Genomic DNA, 16,516 nt, shown 5'->3' with positions numbered 1-16,516 from the left:
GCTTTTTCAGGAACCTCCGCGCTGTCACAAGGCTGGACTTGCCAGCCGCTTGGCCGCAAGGCTGGCACGATGCGACCACCAAGAAAAACCGGCGGGCCCTCGGGCGGCGCCCGACCGCCCCATGGCCCGGGCGGCGACCGCCCGACAGGCAACCGCCCCACTGGCGACCGGCGTGCACCCCGTGCCGAGGGCACGCGCCCTCCCCGCGCCGGCGGGACCCGTCCGCCGCGCCCCGACGACGCCCGGCCGCGCGACGACGCACCCCGCACCTTCCGCGCCGTCGCCCCCGTCAACCCGCGCCCGCGGCCGCGCGCCGCCGACGAGGTGCTCGTCCACAGCCGCCGCGAGGCCGAGGCGCTCGACCAGCCGCGCGATCAGAACTCGGGCGAGCGCCGCCGCCACATCCCCGGCGGCCGCCTGCCCAAGCTGCCGCGCAGCGAGCCCAAGGCGGTACCGCGCCCGCCACGCGACGGCCGCAAGCCGATACGTGCCAACCCGGCGCCGTTCAGCGACCTGCCCGCGCCGCCGACCGGCCGCCGCGGGCGGGGTGATGCGCGCGTGGCCGCGCGGGCCGCCGAGAAATCCGGCAAGAACGTCCCCGTCGAGCCGCAGCGCATCGCCAAGCTGCTCGCCCGCGCCGGCATCGGTTCGCGCCGCGACATCGAACGCATGATTGCCGAGGGCAAGGTCGTCCTCAACGGCAAGGTGCTCGACACGCCGGCGACCATCGTCGCCAGCCTCGACGGCATCACCGTCGACGGCAATCCCGTCGCCGCGCTGGAGCCGTCGCGGCTGTTCCGTTTTCACAAGCCTGCCGGATTCCTGACGACGGCGCGCGATCCCGGCGGCCGCCCGACGATCATGGACATATTGCCCCCCGGCCTGCCCCGCGTCGTCCCCGTCGGTCGGCTCGACATGAATACCGAGGGGCTATTGCTGCTGACCACCGACGGCGCGCTCAAGCGCGCGCTCGAAATGCCGTCGAGCGGCGTGCCGCGCCGCTACCGGGTGCGCGCCTATGGCGAGATCACCCAGCCGGCGGTCGAGGCGCTGATCGAGGGCCTGACCATCGACGGCATGCGCTATGGCCCCATCGATGCCGAAATCGAGCGCCGCACCGGGCGCAACCTGTGGCTGACGATCACGCTGACCGAAGGCAAGAACCGCGAGATCCGCCGCGTGCTGGAACATCTCGGCCTCCAGGTCAGTCGCCTGATCCGCGTCGCCTATGGCCCGATCGAACTCGGCGATCTCGAACCGCGCGATGCCGATGAAGTGCCCGACGGCGTCGTCGCCAGCTTGCGGAAATCACTCGCGAGGGCGTGAAGATGCGCATCATTTCCGGCCACTGGCGCGGCCGCGCGCTGATCGCTCCGCCGGGCGATTCGACCCGCCCGACCGCCGACCGCGTCCGCGAGGCGCTGTTCTCGATGCTGACCAGCCGGCTGGGCAGCTTCGAGGGCTTGCGCGTGTTCGACGGCTTCGCCGGCACCGGCGCGCTCGGCCTGGAGGCGCTGTCGCGCGGCGCCGCGCACTGCACCTTCGTCGAAAGCGACGCCGCCGCGGTCAAGGCGCTGCGCACCAATATCGCCGGCATGAAATCCAATGCCGATGTCATCCCCGCACCGATGCAGACGCTCGGCCAGGCGCCGGCGCCGTGCGACCTGATCATGCTCGATCCACCCTATGGCTCCGGCCTGGGCGACCTTGCATTGCAACGCCTGTCGGAGCGCGGCTGGGTGGCGCCGCATGCGATCATCTCGGTGGAAACGGGCAAGAAGGACGTGCTTGCCACCGACTATGAGGTGCTGGTCGTGCGCGACCACGGCAAGGCCCGGCTGCACCTGCTGCGCGCGCCGGGGTAATTCTCAACCGGTTTGCAGCGCCGCAGCAGAGGCGCGCCGCCGGCGCAGGACGGCGCCAACGCCGGTGAAGCCGAGAATGAGCATTGTCCAGCTTGCCGGCTCCGGCACGCCGCCGACGACCTCGCTGGCGGCGCCATAGATCAGCGTGTCGAGCGTATAGGCAAAGCCGCTGTTGGCCTGCAACGTCACCGTGGTGAAGGGCAGCGTCGACACAAAGCCGATGAACTGGCCGGTGCCGCGGCCGGGGAACGTTTCGAAGATGCTCAGCGACGTGTCGCCGGTGTTCAACGTCACGCTATAGGCGCCGTTGTCCGGGGCAAAGGTGTTGATGTCGATGGCGAACGCCGTGATCGCAGAGCCGAAGGTGAACGATGCGGTATCGGCCGCCAGGAAGAACCCGACCCCGGTCCGGCCGAGGCCGTTGGCGCCGGTGCTGGTCAGGAACGTGCTGGTCACCAGCGGCGTGCCTGTCGATGCGCCATACTGGACCGCGCCGTCGCTGGTCAGCTCGGAGCCCGCGACAAGGCTGTCGAAATCCTGCACGCCCAGCGTCGTCACGCCGGCGATCGCCGCCTGGAAGGTCGCCCGGTCGAGACTGGCGAGGACCGCGGCCTCGGCTGCCGCCGTCGTGCCGAACAGGGCCAGGCCCAGGACAAGATGCATCGGCTTCACGGACCGTTCCTCCCGCTGGAAAGTCGATCGCTTGCCAGGCCTCGCTTTGCCGTCGATCAACAGTGGAATGCAGAATACCGCGGTCCGGCGGCGAAGCCATGACGCAGGCGACGTAACTCGAAAGAGGTGCCGCCTGGTTGGCGCGGCTAGGCGGTTCGTTCCCGCACGCATGGGTAGGTCCCGATAACCCTCACCCATTTGGTGTGAAACTGCAGCTCCTCCAGCGCCAGCTGGACCGCTGGCTGGTCGGGTGAGCCGACGATCTCCGCATAGAATTCCGCCGCCGCGAACGACCCGTCGCGGATATAGCTCTCCAGCTTGGTGATGTTGATGCCATTGGTGGCAAAGCCGCCCAGCGACTTGAACAGCGCCGCCGGCACGTTGCGGACTTCGAAATTCAGGCTGGTCATCGCCAGCACGTCCGGCGCCGGCAGCGGCACGGCGTCGGTCTGCAGCACGACAAAGCGGGTCGTGTTGTGCTCGGCATCCTCGACACCTTCGGCGAACACCGTCAGCCCGTACAGCTCCGCAGCCAGCCGCGACGCGATCGCGCCGACCGCGGGGTCGCCGTCGCCCGCGACCTGCGCCGCGGCCGCCGCGGTATCGAAGTAATTGACCTGCTCGATCCCCATCGCCCGCATCCGCAGCCGGGTCTGGCCGAGCGCCTGCGGATGGCTGAGCACCTGGCGGAGATCGCCCACCGCCCCTGTCCCCATCAGGCAATGGCGGACCCTGACGAAATGTTCGGCAACGATCGTCAGCCCGGATTCGGGCAGCAGGAAATGCATGTCGGCGACACGGCCGTGCAGCGAATTCTCGATCGGGATCACCGCGCGCCCGGCACGGCCGGTCTGCACCGCCTCAATCGCATCCTCGAACGAGGCGCAGGGCAGCGCCGGCGCGTCGGGAAACAGTTCGCGCACCGCCTGGTGCGAATAGGCGCCGGGCGCCCCCTGGAAGGCCACGGCGGCGCGCGGATCGGCGTCGGCGCGTGCCGTCATGGTGGCAACGATCGTTTCGGCGCGGGGCGGGTAACTGCTCATGCCAGCCGCTTAGGTGTTACCGCGGGCCTGCGCAATTGCCGCCGCGACACGCAATCCCTTGCTCCGCTGCCCTGCCTGCTATAGCAGCCCGGCATTCAACGCTTATCTGAGGGTCGTCGGTGCGCCGGCAACCTGCCGCCGTTCGGGAGCCACGACGTGGACAGTTACGAATTCAACAAATATGCCGGCTGGGGTCTCGCCGCCGTGATCGCCGTGCTCGGCGTGTCGATCGTCAGCCACGAGATGTTCCTGCCGGAAAAGCCGGAAAAGCCGTCCTATGTCGTCGAAGGCGTCGTCGCGGAAGTGTCCGCCGATGCCGCACCCGCCGTCGCTGAAAAGCCGATCGCCTTTTACCTCGCCAGCGCCAGCCCGGACAAGGGCGAGGCGGTGTTCAAGAAGTGCGGTGCCTGCCACAACGCCGAAAAGGGCGGTGCCAACGGCATCGGGCCCAACCTTTACGGCATCGTCGGCAACACCCACGCCCATGTCGCCGGCTTCGCCTATTCCGAAGCGCTGACGGCCATGAAGGGCAAGCCCTGGAGCTGGGACGAGCTCAGCGCCTGGCTCGCCAACCCCAAGGGTTATGCGCCCGGCACCAAGATGGCCTTTGCCGGCATCGCCAAGCCCGAGGATCGCGCCGCGCTGCTGCTGTACCTAAACTCCAAGAGTGACGCCCCGCAGCCGGTGCCCGCCGCACCTGCGGAAACTGCTGCAGCGCCAACCGAAGCGGCAGCGCCGGCGGCCGATGCAGCAGCGCCGGCGGCGGATGCGACGGCACCGGCAGCGGCACCCGCACAGTAATTCCTGCCCGTCACCCCGACGAAGGCCGGGACTCATAGACCGCAAAAGTCGCCACACGGGCGTTGCTCGCGCCGAAGCGTGTGGTGTATGGGCTCCGGCCTTCGCCGGGGTGACAGCGTTATGGCGACAGCGTTGCTGACCGCCCCCGCCCCTCACATCCCGAAATGCGCCTTCACGATCGCCCAGCCCTCCTCGGCGGTCTCGACGATGTGGAACAGCTCCAGATCACTCCGCGCGATCACGCCCTCATCGGCCAGCGCATCGAAATCGACCACCCGGCTCCAGAATTCGCGGCCATAAAGCAGGATCGGCAGCGGCGCGACCTTGCCGGTCTGCACCAGCGTCAGCAACTCGAACAGCTCGTCGAACGTGCCGAAACCGCCCGGGAACACCGCCACCGCCTTGGCGCGCATCAGGAAATGCATTTTCCGCAGCGCGAAATAGTGGAACTGGAAGCTCAGCCCCGGGGTCACATAGGGGTTGGGCACCTGTTCGAACGGCAGCACGATGTTGAGCCCCACCGACGGCGCTTCGGCATCGAAGGCGCCGCGGTTGGCGGCCTCCATGATCGACGGACCGCCGCCCGAACACACGGTGAAGCAGCGCTTGCCGTCCTGTTCATGGAGCGAGACCAGCCGTGCCAGTTCACGCGCGACATTGTAGTAATGCGCCTTGGCGACCAGCCGCTCGGCGATCGCCGTCTCCTCCGGCGTCTTCGCCTTGTCGAGCACGCCCTGCGCCTCCTCCGGCGCCGGGATGCGTGCCGAGCCATAGAAGACGAAGGTCGAATCGATGCCCGCCTCGCCCAGCGCCAGTTCGGCCTTCAACAGCTCGAGCTGGAACCGCACCGGCCGCAGATCTTCGCGCAGCAGGAAATCATTGTCCTGGAACGCCAGCGCATAGGCGGGATGCTCGGTCTGCGGCGCGCTCGTCGGCGTGCTGGCGGTGCGGGCTTCCTCACGGGCGGTGGGGAAGATGCGGGCGGGGATCGGGGGCGGGTTCATCATGGGACGGCGGCAAGTAATCGCGCCGACCGCTCTTGTCACCCCCTGCCCGAAACGCGGTCCTTGCCTTTCGGCGATTAGGCCCTATCCGCAAGGCGGCAGAATACAGGATCACCGATGCTGGTCACCACCATCGATCCGGGCGGCGTCGCGCGGGTCACGCTCGATCGCCCGGATCGCCACAATGCCTTTGACGAGGCGCTGATCGCCGCACTGGCAGCCGCGTTCACGTCGCTCGGCGTCGACCCGGCGGTGCGCGCCATCGTCCTCGCCGGCAACGGCAAGTCGTTCTGCGCCGGCGCCGACATCGCCTGGATGCGCCGCGCCGGCAGCTGGACCGAGGCGGAGAACCGGGCCGACGCGATGCGGCTGTCCGACATGCTGCACGCCATCGACACCTGCCCGAAACCCGTCATTGCCCGCGTCCATGGCGCCGTCGCCGGCGGCGGCGTCGGGCTGGTCGCCTGTGCCGACATGGCGGTCGCCATCGACGGCACGCAATTTCGCCTGTCGGAAGTGCGGCTGGGCCTGACCCCCGCCACCATCTCGCCGTTCGTTATCGGCAAGATCGGCGCCGGCCAGGCGCGACGCTGGTTCCTGACCGCCGAGGCCTTTGGCGCCGCCGAGGCGCAGCGCATAGGGCTGGTCCATGAAACCGCCGCCGACGCCGACGCCGCCGACACCGTCATCGCCGGCTGGCTGGCACACATTGCCAGGGCCGCCCCCGGTGCGATCGCCGATGCCAAGCAACTCGTCCGCGATGTCGCCGGCCGGCCCATCGACGACGACCTGCGCGGCCTTACCGCTGCCCGCATCGCCGCGCGGCGCGCCAGCGCCGAGGGCCGCGAGGGCCTTGCCGCCTTTTTCGACAAACGCCAGCCAGGATGGACCGCATGATCCGCATCGCCCTTGCCACTGCCCTGCTGCTCGGCGCCAGCGCCGCCATGGCCAGCCCCGAGACCGAGGTGCTCGCGGTCGTCGACCAGGCGCTCGTCGCCGTCAGCAGCAATGACGCGGCGCTGTTTCAAAAGGTCATGCTGCCGGCTGCGATCATCGTCGCGCAAGGCTATGATGCCGACACCGACGCGCTGGCGACGCGCACCTACACCGTCGCCCGGATGGCCGAGCGCCTGGCCGCCACCGGCCCCAAGATCGACGAGCGCCGCACGACGACCAAGGTGCTGGTCCAGCGCGACCTCGCCCATGTCTGGGCCGACTATACGCTCGATGTCGACGGCAAGCGGCTGCACTGCGGCATCGACAGCTTCGGCCTCGTCAAGCAGGACGGCGCCTGGCGCATTTCCAGCCTGACCTGGACCGCCGAACCCAAGGGCTGCCCGAAATGAAAAAACTCCTCATCGCCAATCGCGGCGAAATCGCCCGGCGCATCATCCGCACCGCGCACGCGATGAACATCGCGACCGTCGCCGTCTATTCCGACGCCGACGCCGCCAGCCCCTATGTCCGCGAGGCCGGGCAATCGGTCGCGCTCGGTGCCGCCGACACGCGGCCCTATCTCGACAGCGACCGGATCATCGCCGCCGCCAAGCGCACCGGCGCCGATGCCATCCACCCGGGCTATGGCTTCCTGTCCGAAAACGCCGATTTCGCCAAGGCGGTGCGCAAGGCCGGGCTGGTCTTCGTCGGCCCGCCCGAGGCGGCAATGCGCGTCATGGCCTTGAAGGACAGCGCCAAGGCCGCGATGAAAAAGGCCGGCGTGCCGATCACCCCCGGCTACCAGGGCAACGACCAGTCGCTGGTCCGCCTGCAGCGCGCGGCCGATGGCGTCGGCTTCCCGCTGCTGATCAAGGCAGTCGCCGGCGGCGGCGGCAAGGGCATGCGCGCCGTCCACGACGCCGCCGAATTCCAGGATGCGCTGATGGCGGCGCAGCGCGAGGGCCAGACCAGTTTCGGCAATGCCAGCGTCATGCTCGAAAAGCTGATCCAGCGCCCGCGCCATGTCGAGGTCCAGGTCTTTGCCGACCGCCACGGCAATGTCGTCCACCTGTTCGAACGCGACTGCTCGCTGCAGCGCCGCCACCAGAAGGTGATCGAAGAGGCCCCCGCCCCCGGCCTCAGCGATCGCCTGCGCCACATTCTCGGCATCGCTGCGGTCACCGCCGCCACCGCCATCGCCTATGAAGGCGCCGGCACCGTCGAATTCATCCTCGATCTCGACAATGTCGATGCCGAGGGCGACCCCGCCTTCTACTTCATGGAGATGAACACCCGGCTGCAGGTCGAGCACCCGGTCACCGAATGCATCACCGGGCAGGATCTGGTCGAATGGCAGCTGCGCGTCGCCCGCGGCGAGATGCTGCCGGCCAACCAGGAATCGCTGACGGTCACCGGCCATGCGATGGAAGCCCGGCTCTATGCCGAGGATGCGGAGGGCGGCTTCCTGCCGTCGACCGGCACGCTGTCGCGACTGGAATTCGGTTCTGGGCCATTTTCGAGTTTCGGCGGCGCCGCCGCCGGGGGCGTCCGCATCGACACCGGCGTCGAAACCGGCAGCGCCATCGGCCTCGACTATGATCCGATGATCGCCAAGGTCATCGCCTGGGGCCCCGATCGCGCCACCGCCATCGACCGGCTGGTCGGCGCGCTCGACGGCACCATCGTCGAGGGGTTGAAATCCAACCGCGCCTTTCTCGCCCGTCTCGCCGACCATCCGGCGTTCCGCGCCGGGGAGGTCGATACCGGCTTCATCGCCCGCCACGCCGGCAGCCTCTCGCCCGCCGCCATCGTTCCCGATGCGGCGCTGCTGCTGGCGGCGCTGGCCGTCGCCCTGCCCGATGCCGCGCCCGACCCGCAGGCACCGGTATTCGCGCGCAGCGGCTTCCGGCTCAACCTGCCCGAGGAACGCAGCATCCGGCTGTGGAACGGCGCGCATCTCCACGCCTTGACGCTGCGCCCCGCCAACGGCCGCTGGCGCATCGCCGGCATCGACAGCTTCGCCGAATTCGGCGCGACGCGGCGCGGCAACGCCATCCATGTCGATGCCGGCGGCAAGTCGCTGTCGGGCATCGTCGTCGGCGGTGCCGCCGGCGTGGAAGTCCGCCTCGCCGGCCAGAGCTATCGCCTCGCCACCCGCGCCCCGAAAAAGGGCCATGTCGCCGGCGCCAGCGACGGCCGCATCAGCGCACCGATGCCGGGCCGCGTCCTCGCCGTCGATGTCGCGCCCGGCCAGGCCGTCGCCGCCGGCGACCGGCTGCTCGTGCTGGAAGCGATGAAGATGGAACACCGCATCGTTGCCCTCGCCGCCGGCACGGTCAGCGCCGTCCACATCGCCACCGGCGACCAGGTCGCCGATGGCATGTTGCTGGTGGAGATCGGGGCCTAATCGCTCTCCACGCCGCGCCAGGCGAGGATGATCCCCGGCAGCGCCAGGCTGGTGATGGCGAAGGCCGACAGCAGGTCGATTGCCGGCGCGATCTGCGGCAGCCACCAGCCCAGCGCCTGCGCCGGGATGGTGTAGAGAAACGCCGCGAACATGCTGACGACGATGACCTGATAGCTGAGCACATAGGCGCGATCACGTTCATGGCGCTGGCGCTCGTCGAGCAGTCGGTCGGGGGCATTGGCATGCTGGCCGGTGCTGTCGATGAACAGTGCGATGGCGCCGACCAGCCCGAAGATTTTCAGCAGACCGAGCGCCACGAACAGCCAGCGCGGCGGATCGGCAAGGACGGCGCTGCCGAGATAACCGATGCCTAGCGCGGCCAGCGCCGCGATGGACAGCCGACGCGCCGTCCGCAGCTTCAGGCGCAGCACGGGTCGATAGGCGGTTTCCATCACATCTCTCCTCGGGATGACGGCGCCAGCTGGCTGGCAAGCGATTGAAAAGGCGTCAGCGAAAACAGCATCTCGACCGGCACGCCGAACACTGCTGCCAGCTTGAGCCCCAGTTCGAGGCTGGGGCCATAGCTGCCGCGCTCCAGAAAGCCGATGGTCTGCGGATTGACCCCGACCTGGTCGGCAAGGTCCTTGCGTGACAGCCCCGCCTCGGCCCGGAACAACGCCAGGCGATTATGCAACAGCGGATTATCATTGCCGTTCATGTTGTATCGTTGCTTAAACACAATGCGACCTTTGGTCAAGCCCTCTTCCCCGGCCCCGGCAACCCGCCTAGGAACGGGGCAACCTTCCCAACACAGGCGCGCCCGATGCTGTCCCAGCTCCGTTTCAACCATGGCGAAACCATCGAAATGCTGCGCGACAGCGTCGCTGCCTTTGCCGCCGCCGAGATCGCGCCGCGCGCGGCGGAGATCGACGCCAGCAACCAGTTCCCGATGGATTTGTGGAAAAAGCTCGGCGACCTCGGCCTGCACGGCATCACGGTGAAGGAAGACGATGGCGGCGCCGGCCTCGGCTATCTCGCCCATGTCATCGCCATCGAGGAAATCAGCCGCGCCTCGGCGAGCGTCGGCCTGTCCTTCGGCGCCCATTCCAACCTCTGCATCAACCAGATCGCCCGCTGGGGCACGGCCGAGCAAAAGGCCCGCTACCTGCCCAAGCTGATCAGCGGCGAGCATATCGGCAGCCTCGCCATGTCCGAGCCCGGCAGCGGCAGCGACGTCATCTCGATGAAGTTGCGCGCCGAACGCAAGGGCAACGATGCCTATCTGCTCAACGGCAACAAGTTCTGGATCACCAACGGCCCCGACGCCAACACGCTCGTCGTCTATGGCAAGACGGACCCCGAAGCGGGCCCGCGCGGCATCACCGCCTTCCTGATCGAGCGCGGCATGACGGGCTTTTCGACGGCGCAAAAGCTCGACAAGCTCGGCATGCGCGGCTCCAACACCTGCGAGCTGGTCTTCGAGGATTGCGAGGTGCCGGCCGAAAACGTCCTGGGCGGCGTCGGCATGGGCGCCAAGGTGCTGATGTCGGGCCTCGATTACGAGCGCGTCGTGCTGTCGGGCGGTCCGCTCGGCATCATGGCGGCGTGCATGGATGTCGTCGTGCCCTATGTCCATGACAGGAGGCAGTTCGGCCAGTCGATCGGCACCTTCCAGATCATGCAGGCCAAGCTCGCCGACATGTATGTCGCGCAATCGACCGCCCGCGCCTATACCTATGCCGTCGCCGAAGCCTGCGACCGCGGCGAAACCACCCGCAAGGATTCGGCCGGCTGCATCCTCTATTCCGCCGAAAAGGCGACCTGGATGGCGCTGGAAGCGATCCAGTGCCTCGGCGGCAACGGCTATATCAACGACTACCCGACCGGCCGCCTGCTCCGCGATGCCAAGCTCTACGAGATCGGCGCCGGCACCAGCGAAATCCGCCGCTACCTGATCGGCCGCGAACTGTTCGACGAGACGGCGTGACGTGATGCAATGAAAATCCTCGGCGCGGTCCTCGCCGGCGGACGGTCGTCACGCTTCGGCAGCGACAAGGCCCTCGCCCCGTTCGACGGCCGCCCCCTCATCGACCATGTCATCGCCGCGCTGGCGGCCCAGGCCGACACCGTCGTCGTCATCGGCCGCGACTGGCCCCGCCAACCCCATATCCACGACCGCCCCGCCCCCGGCCTCGGCCCGCTCGGCGGCCTCTGCGCCGCGCTCCACCACGCCGCCGCCACCGGCCATGACGCGGTGCTCGCCGCCGGCTGCGACCTGCCCCGCCTGCCCGCCGACCTCGGCGCGGCCCTCGCCCCCGGCCCCGCGCACGTCCTCGGCCAGCCGACCGTCGGCCTGTGGCCGTCCACCCTCGCCGCCGCCCTCGACGCCCATCTCGCTGGCGGCGGCCGCTCGCTCCACGGCTGGGCCGCCCATTGCAACGCCCGTGTCGTCGACCTGGGGCCGCTGCCCAATATCAACACCCCCGCCGACCTCCGCGCACTCTGATCGCTTCCGGCGGAACCACGGCGCTGTTGCGGACATTGATGGCACTCCCGCCCCCCACGGAGTCGCACCAATGACCACAACCACTTACAAACCCTACCGTAACGGACAGACCGACAACAGCGGCAACGGCACCTCCGCCCTTGTCGCCGGCGCCGCCGGCTTCGGCCTCGGCCTGCTCGCCGCCGCCGGCCGCAAGGCCGCCGTCCAGGCCGTCACCGCCGCCGCCGGCGACTGGTTCGAAGGCCTGAAGGCAGAGCACAAGATGGCCCGCACGCTGTTCGAAAAGCTCGCCGAGACCAGCGACGACGACAAGGCCAAGCGCGCCACGCTGCTGTTCCAGCTGCAGCACGCCATCGGCAAGCACAATGTCCAGGAGGAATATGTCGTCTATTGCGTGCTGCGCGAGCATGGCCAGACCGAGGACGCCGACGAGCTCCACGCCGAGCATGGCGAGCTGAAGCAGGCGCTGTTCGATCTCGAGATGATCGGCAAGCGCCAGCAGACGGGCTTCCTCGTCCGCCTCGCCGACGCCCGCGCGGCGTTCGAAGAACATGTTCGCGAGGAGGAAGACGACATCTTCCCGCGCCTGCAGGCCAGCCTCGACGCCGAACAGTCGAAGCTGCTGACCGGCCGCATGAACCGCGAAGGCTATAAGGTCGCCTGATCGGCCCATCACATCGCCGGGGGTGGCGGCGCCGTTCGCGCCCCGCTATCCCCGGCCGGTGAGCCGTCCCGTCGCCTTTACGCAATATGCCGCCGGCGTCGGCGCGTTGTGCGTGATGGATGCGATGGTCAAGTATCTGACGGCGGACCATTCGGTGCCCGTCGTCACGCTTGGCCGCTATGTCACCGGCACCATCATCGCGCTCGCTGTCTGGCAGGCCCAGGGCCGGCCGGCGCTGACCCGCGCCATGCTGCCCGTCCATCTGTTGCGCGGCGTGCTGCTGGCGACGATGGCGCTGACTTTCTACTGGAGCCTGACGCGGCTGCCGCTCGCCGAAAGCATCACCTTGTCGTTCATCGCGCCGCTACTGGTGCCGGTGTTCGCCAGCCTGATGCTCGGCGAACGCATGCAGCCGCGTTATGTCGCCGCCGGCGCGCTTGGCTTCATCGGCGTCCTCGTCACCGCGCAGGGCGCGCCGAGCTTCAGCGGCGACCGGCTGCTCGGCCTTGCCGCCGTACTGTACGCCGCCGTCGCCTATGCCGCGTCGTCTGTGCTGCTGCGGGCGCGCGCTGCCGCCGACGGCTCGACGGTCGTCACGTTGATGGGCGCCGCGGTGCCGATGCTGCTGCTCAGCCCCGTCGCCATCGGCGCGCCGGCACCCGACCTGTCGGCGATCCTGTGGTTCATCGGCCTCGGCCTCGTCGGCAACATCGGCGTCCAGCTGATCGCCAAGGCCTATGCCCGGCTGGAGGCGCAGGCCCTTGCCGTGGTGGAGTTCAGCGCCCTGCCCTGGGCCGCGCTGTTCGGCTGGCTGTTCTTCCAGGAACCTGTGCGTTCGCAGGTCTGGACCGGCGCCGCGATCATCCTTGCCGCCTGCGTCTGGGCATCGCGACCGGAGCGCACTGCAGCCACCGCAAGCTGAAAACCTTCTCCCCCGCCGGAATGGAGGGCATCAGGCCGGCGGGTCGGCGATCATCGCGGTGAAACTCGCTTCCGCGACCAGCTTGCCGCCGACTTCGGCGCGGCCGGTGAACTTGCTGATCCGCCCGCGGTTCTGCGCGAACTCGACCTTCAGCGCCATGATGCAGCCGGGTTCGACCGGGCTGCGGAACTTGGCGTTCTCGATCGCCATGAAATAGACGAGCTTTCCCTTGCCCGCATCGCCCAGCGTCGTCAGCGCGAGCACGCCGGCGGTCTGCGCCAGCGCCTCCACGATCAGCACGCCGGGCATGATTGGCCGGCCCGGGAAATGCCCGGCAAAGAACGGCTCGTTGATCGTCACCGCCTTGATGCCGGTCGCCGACCGGCCGGGGACGATGTCCACGACCCGGTCGACGAGCAGCATCGGGAAACGATGCGGCAGCAGCGCCATGACGGCGAGGATGTCGGCGTCGGCGACCTTGGTCACCGCGCCTTCGCCGTCCGTCACCGCAGCTGTGCCTTCCGCGTCCGTCACCGGGGCGCGGCAGGCGCCGCAGGGGCCGTCGACGACACGCGCGGCAGCGACTTGTCGAGGCGCGCGACGACGTCGTTGGTCACGTCGACCGAGGCGCTGTGCTGCAACGTCGCGCCTTCGGCGAGCGCGATGCTGGCGCCGCGCTCCTTCATGATCGCGGTGATGATCGGCTGGGCGCCGTCATTGATCTGCTTCAGCACATACTGGCGGCTGGCCTGGAAATCCTCGTTCCGCTTGGTCAGCTCGGCTTCGGCCTGCTGCTTGCGGGTGGTGAAATCCTTGACCTTGGCTTCCCACGCGGTGGCGGCGGCGCCCGGCGCGGTCGGGCGGGTCTGGCCGAGCGTCTGCTCTTCCGTACCGAACGAGGTGCGCAGCGACTGGACGCGGGCCTGAATGCCGTCGAGGCGGGTCTTCAGCTCGCCCTGGGCGATCTTGCCGGCGGCCGAGGTCTGGAACACCTGGTCCATGTCGACGATGATGATCACCGCCGGCGGCAGCGTCTGCGCGGCAACCGGGGCAGCGATGGGAGCGATAACGGCGGCGGTGCCGAGCGCCAGAGCAACAAGAAGCGTCTTCATCAGAATTGAGTCCCTACGTTGAATTGGAATGTTTGGGTGAAATCGCCTTCCTGCTTCAGCAAGGCCTTGGCAAGGTCGAAGCGGAACGGACCGAACGGCGAGTTCCACGACACGCCGACCCCGACCGCGAGGCGCGGGCTGGGCGAATCGCCAAGGAAGACTTCCTGGAAGCCGTTGGCGAACTGGGGGTTGGTGCCGGCGGCGACGCAGTTCGGGCCGACCACCAGCGTCGGGCCGTTCTGGCACGACAGGATCGGTCGCCGGACGTTCCACACCGCACCCATGTCGGCAAAGATCGACGGCCGCAGCCCCAGTTCGGCACCGCTGGCGCCCAGCGGGATCTGGATCTCCGCCCGCGCCAGGTAATAGGCCTTGCCACCGAGCGCGTCGTCCTGGACGTTGTCGCGGTCGGTGATCAACGTGCCGTCGGCATTGAACGGCTGGCGCAGCACGCGCGGGCCGACGCCGCGGATGTTGAAGCCGCGCATCTGCGGCTGGCCGAGGAAGAAGCGATCGGTCAGCAACACGTCGCTGCCGCCATAGCCGAAGATGGCGCCGCCCTCGCCGCCCAGGTTGAGCACGAAGCCCGAGCCGAACAGCGCATGGTACCAGTCGTAGTTCAGGCGCGTGCGCAGGTATTTCACCCCGGTCGGGATACCGGCCAGGTCCTGGCTGAGCGAGAAGCGCTGGCCCGCCGACGGCCGCCGCGGATTGTTGACGGTGTTGTAGATGAGCGAATAGCCGATCGACGACACGGTACGGTTGCCGAGCGCATCGCACAGATAGCGGCCGGCCTTCAGCGGGTCGCAGACGCCGTTGGTGAAGAACACCGCTTCATCGAGGCTGACATCCTCGAACGACAGGCCATAGCGGAACGAGGCCGCCCAGAACTCGGTGATCGGGAAGCCGGTGCGGACCTGGAAGCCGGTCGACGTCTGGTTGTACGTCGTGTTGCGGGTCGTGCCGATCTGGTTGAACGACCGGAAATCGCGGCGGAACACGTCGAAGCCGAGCGCCAGGTTCTTGCCGAACAGATAGGGCTCGGTAAAGCCGGCCTCGATCGACTTGGAAAAGCTCGAGATATTCGCCGAAGCGCGCAGTTCCTGGCCACGGCCGCGGAAGTTGCGTTGGCGGATCGACAGCGACAGGATGAAGCGTTCAAGGCTGGAAAAGCCCGCCGAGACCTGCAGTTCGCCGGTCGGCTTTTCCTGCACATTGGCTTCGAGGATGACCTTGTCGGGCGACGACCCGGGCTTCTGCTCGATCTCCAGCTTGTCCTGGAAATAGCCGAGGCCGAGCAGGCGGTCGCGCGAACGCTTGACCTTGATGCTGTTGAAGGCGTCACCCTCGGCCAGCCGGAATTCGCGGCGGATGACCGGATCGATGGTGACGGTGTTGCCGTTCACCTGCACGCGCTCGACATAGACGCGCGGCGCCTCCCCGATCTGGAAGGTGATGTTCATTTCGCGCTTTTCCTTGTCGCGATCGAACTGCGGCCGCACATCGGCAAAGGCATAGCCGAGCAGGCCGGCGGTCTCGGTCAGGCCCTCGACGGTATTCTCGATCTTCTGGGCATCGTACCAGTCGCCGGTCTGGATGCGGATCAGCGGCCGGAATTCCTTGGGCTTGATGTCGCGGATCTGCGATTCCAGCTCGACCTTGCCGAACTTGTAGCGCTCACCCTCGTCGAGCACATAGGTGACGATGAAATCCTTGCCGTCGGGCGTCAGCTCGGCGACCGACGACACCACGCGGAAATCGGCATAGCCGTTGGTCAGGTAGAACTGGCGCAGCTTCTGCTGGTCATAGGCCAGGCGGTCGGGATCATAGGTGTCGTTCGACGCAAAGAATTTCCAGGCGCGCGACTGGCGGGTGGCCATGGCGCCGCGGATCTTGCCCTCGTCGAACTTGTTGTTGCCGAGGATGTTGATCTGGCGGACCTTGGACTTCGGCCCCTCGTTCATCTCGAACACCACGTCGACGCGGTTCTGTTCGAGCTGGACGATCTTGGGTTCCACCGAGGCGGCAAAACGGCCCGAGCGGCGATACAGCTCCAGGATGCGGCCGACGTCGGCGCGCGCCTTGGACCGGGTGAAGATCTGGCGCGGCGCCAGGCGGATTTCCTCGCGGACCTTGTCTTCCTTGATGCGCTTGGCACCTTCGATGATGATCCGGTTGATCACCGGATTTTCCTTCACCTCGACCGTCAGCGCGCCATTGTCGTCGCGGATCGTCGCGTCGGCGAACAGTTCGGACGCAAACAGCGCCTTCAGCGCCTGGTCGGTGCGATCACGGTCATAGCGATCGCCGATGTTGAGGTTGAGATACGACCGGACGGTCTCCGGCTCCAGCCGCTCGGTACCGCGAATGACGACGGCGCGCACGACACCGGCATTGGCCGGCGTCGCCGGCAGCGCCTGCTGCTGCGCCGCCTCGGCGGCACGCGTCTCGGCCTCGGCCGACGGCGGCGCCGGCGGCGCCGTCGGCTGCGGCCGCGGCTGGGCCAGCGCCGGCGTCGCCAGCATCGTGGAAATGAGCAGCGCAGACGCGGCGTGCGATACGCCGCGACGGGCCCCTGCCGGGC

18 protein-coding genes are annotated in these 16,516 nt (G+C 68.2%); 10 read left to right on the top strand and 8 right to left on the bottom strand.

Features of this window, described 5'->3' with window-relative positions; all coding sequences use genetic code 11:
• The first annotated feature begins 69 nt into the window (after window positions 1-69).
• On the top strand, window positions 70-1,326 hold the full coding sequence (locus ACP7AI_RS01360; RefSeq protein WP_426163238.1) for a pseudouridine synthase: 1,257 nt from the start codon (window positions 70-72) through the stop codon (window positions 1,324-1,326).
• Between the two features lie 2 nt (window positions 1,327-1,328).
• Entirely contained in the window at window positions 1,329-1,865 is a 537-nt protein-coding gene (gene rsmD / locus ACP7AI_RS01355) for a 16S rRNA (guanine(966)-N(2))-methyltransferase RsmD (protein ID WP_426163236.1), read from the top strand.
• 3 nt (window positions 1,866-1,868) lie between these two features.
• On the opposite strand, the gene ACP7AI_RS01350 is transcribed toward rsmD, so the two are convergent.
• The gene (locus ACP7AI_RS01350; RefSeq protein ID WP_426166528.1) at window positions 1,869-2,528 is read right to left on the bottom strand and encodes a PEPxxWA-CTERM sorting domain-containing protein; all 660 of its coding nucleotides are present in this window, start codon (window positions 2,526-2,528) and stop codon (window positions 1,869-1,871) included.
• 155 nt (window positions 2,529-2,683) lie between these two features.
• The gene (locus ACP7AI_RS01345) at window positions 2,684-3,580 is read right to left on the bottom strand and encodes a prephenate dehydratase (RefSeq protein ID WP_426163233.1); all 897 of its coding nucleotides are present in this window, start codon (window positions 3,578-3,580) and stop codon (window positions 2,684-2,686) included.
• Window positions 3,581-3,736: 156 nt separating this feature from the next.
• Here ACP7AI_RS01345 and ACP7AI_RS01340 point away from each other — a divergent pair, with 156 nt between their 5' ends.
• The gene (locus tag ACP7AI_RS01340; protein ID WP_426163231.1) at window positions 3,737-4,381 is read left to right on the top strand and encodes a c-type cytochrome; all 645 of its coding nucleotides are present in this window, start codon (window positions 3,737-3,739) and stop codon (window positions 4,379-4,381) included.
• Window positions 4,382-4,533: 152 nt separating this feature from the next.
• Here ACP7AI_RS01340 and ACP7AI_RS01335 read toward each other — a convergent pair whose 3' ends face one another.
• On the bottom strand, window positions 4,534-5,385 hold the full coding sequence (locus ACP7AI_RS01335; RefSeq protein ID WP_426163228.1) for a TIGR00730 family Rossman fold protein: 852 nt from the start codon (window positions 5,383-5,385) through the stop codon (window positions 4,534-4,536).
• Between the two features lie 117 nt (window positions 5,386-5,502).
• Here ACP7AI_RS01335 and ACP7AI_RS01330 point away from each other — a divergent pair, with 117 nt between their 5' ends.
• The 3 genes from ACP7AI_RS01330 to ACP7AI_RS01320 are packed head-to-tail and all read left to right on the top strand — an operon-like array spanning window position 5,503 to window position 8,728.
• Window positions 5,503-6,282 carry an enoyl-CoA hydratase-related protein gene (locus ACP7AI_RS01330; RefSeq protein ID WP_426163225.1) on the top strand — a complete coding sequence of 260 codons (780 nt, stop codon included), beginning with the start codon at window positions 5,503-5,505 and terminating at the stop codon, window positions 6,280-6,282.
• On the top strand, window positions 6,279-6,731 hold the full coding sequence (locus ACP7AI_RS01325) for a nuclear transport factor 2 family protein (protein WP_426163223.1): 453 nt from the start codon (window positions 6,279-6,281) through the stop codon (window positions 6,729-6,731). The genes ACP7AI_RS01330 and ACP7AI_RS01325 overlap by 4 nt, the downstream gene beginning before the upstream one ends.
• Window positions 6,728-8,728, top strand: coding sequence for an acetyl/propionyl/methylcrotonyl-CoA carboxylase subunit alpha (locus ACP7AI_RS01320; protein ID WP_426163221.1), 2,001 nt, complete (start codon window positions 6,728-6,730; stop codon window positions 8,726-8,728). The genes ACP7AI_RS01325 and ACP7AI_RS01320 overlap by 4 nt, the downstream gene beginning before the upstream one ends.
• Here ACP7AI_RS01320 and ACP7AI_RS01315 read toward each other — a convergent pair.
• Together ACP7AI_RS01315 and ACP7AI_RS01310 are read right to left on the bottom strand one after the other, a co-directional pair.
• Window positions 8,725-9,180: a hypothetical protein gene (locus ACP7AI_RS01315; RefSeq protein ID WP_426163219.1), complete on the bottom strand. Its 456-nt coding sequence runs from the start codon at window positions 9,178-9,180 to the stop codon at window positions 8,725-8,727. The two genes, ACP7AI_RS01320 and ACP7AI_RS01315, sit on opposite strands and share 4 nt — an antisense overlap.
• Window positions 9,180-9,446 (bottom strand): helix-turn-helix transcriptional regulator, encoded by a 267-nt coding sequence (locus ACP7AI_RS01310; RefSeq protein WP_426163217.1) that lies wholly within the window; start codon window positions 9,444-9,446, stop codon window positions 9,180-9,182. Before ACP7AI_RS01310 ends, ACP7AI_RS01315 begins: the two co-directional genes overlap by 1 nt.
• 105 nt (window positions 9,447-9,551) lie before the next feature.
• Here ACP7AI_RS01310 and ACP7AI_RS01305 point away from each other — a divergent pair, with 105 nt between their 5' ends.
• The 4 genes from ACP7AI_RS01305 to ACP7AI_RS01290 all read left to right on the top strand — a co-directional run bounded on the left by ACP7AI_RS01305 (window position 9,552) and on the right by ACP7AI_RS01290 (window position 12,820).
• On the top strand, window positions 9,552-10,715 hold the full coding sequence (locus ACP7AI_RS01305; protein WP_426163215.1) for an isovaleryl-CoA dehydrogenase: 1,164 nt from the start codon (window positions 9,552-9,554) through the stop codon (window positions 10,713-10,715).
• Between the two features lie 9 nt (window positions 10,716-10,724).
• Window positions 10,725-11,234 (top strand): molybdenum cofactor guanylyltransferase, encoded by a 510-nt coding sequence (mobA, locus tag ACP7AI_RS01300; protein ID WP_426163213.1) that lies wholly within the window; start codon window positions 10,725-10,727, stop codon window positions 11,232-11,234.
• Between the two features lie 70 nt (window positions 11,235-11,304).
• Entirely contained in the window at window positions 11,305-11,898 is a 594-nt protein-coding gene (locus tag ACP7AI_RS01295; RefSeq protein WP_426163211.1) for a hemerythrin domain-containing protein, read from the top strand.
• 58 nt (window positions 11,899-11,956) lie between these two features.
• Window positions 11,957-12,820 (top strand): DMT family transporter, encoded by an 864-nt coding sequence (locus ACP7AI_RS01290; protein WP_426163209.1) that lies wholly within the window; start codon window positions 11,957-11,959, stop codon window positions 12,818-12,820.
• A 30-nt stretch (window positions 12,821-12,850) separates the two neighbouring features.
• Here ACP7AI_RS01290 and fabZ read toward each other — a convergent pair whose 3' ends face one another.
• Genes fabZ through bamA form a run of 3 tightly spaced genes read right to left on the bottom strand, consistent with a single transcriptional unit; the run spans window position 12,851 to window position 16,457 of the window.
• Window positions 12,851-13,327 carry a 3-hydroxyacyl-ACP dehydratase FabZ gene (gene fabZ / locus ACP7AI_RS01285; protein ID WP_426163207.1) on the bottom strand — a complete coding sequence of 159 codons (477 nt, stop codon included), beginning with the start codon at window positions 13,325-13,327 and terminating at the stop codon, window positions 12,851-12,853.
• A 23-nt stretch (window positions 13,328-13,350) separates the two neighbouring features.
• Complete coding sequence (locus ACP7AI_RS01280) at window positions 13,351-13,932, bottom strand: OmpH family outer membrane protein (RefSeq protein WP_426163205.1); 582 nt, start codon at window positions 13,930-13,932, stop codon at window positions 13,351-13,353.
• Window positions 13,932-16,457, bottom strand: coding sequence for an outer membrane protein assembly factor BamA (gene bamA, locus ACP7AI_RS01275; protein WP_426163203.1), 2,526 nt, complete (start codon window positions 16,455-16,457; stop codon window positions 13,932-13,934). The genes ACP7AI_RS01280 and bamA overlap by 1 nt, the downstream gene beginning before the upstream one ends.
• Window positions 16,458-16,516: the final 59 nt, after the last annotated feature.

This window comes from Sandarakinorhabdus sp. DWP1-3-1 (assembly GCF_049896705.1).
In the GTDB taxonomy this organism is placed as follows: Bacteria; Pseudomonadota; Alphaproteobacteria; order Sphingomonadales; family Sphingomonadaceae; genus Sandarakinorhabdus.
This window is presented reverse-complemented; position numbering and strand designations above follow the sequence as displayed.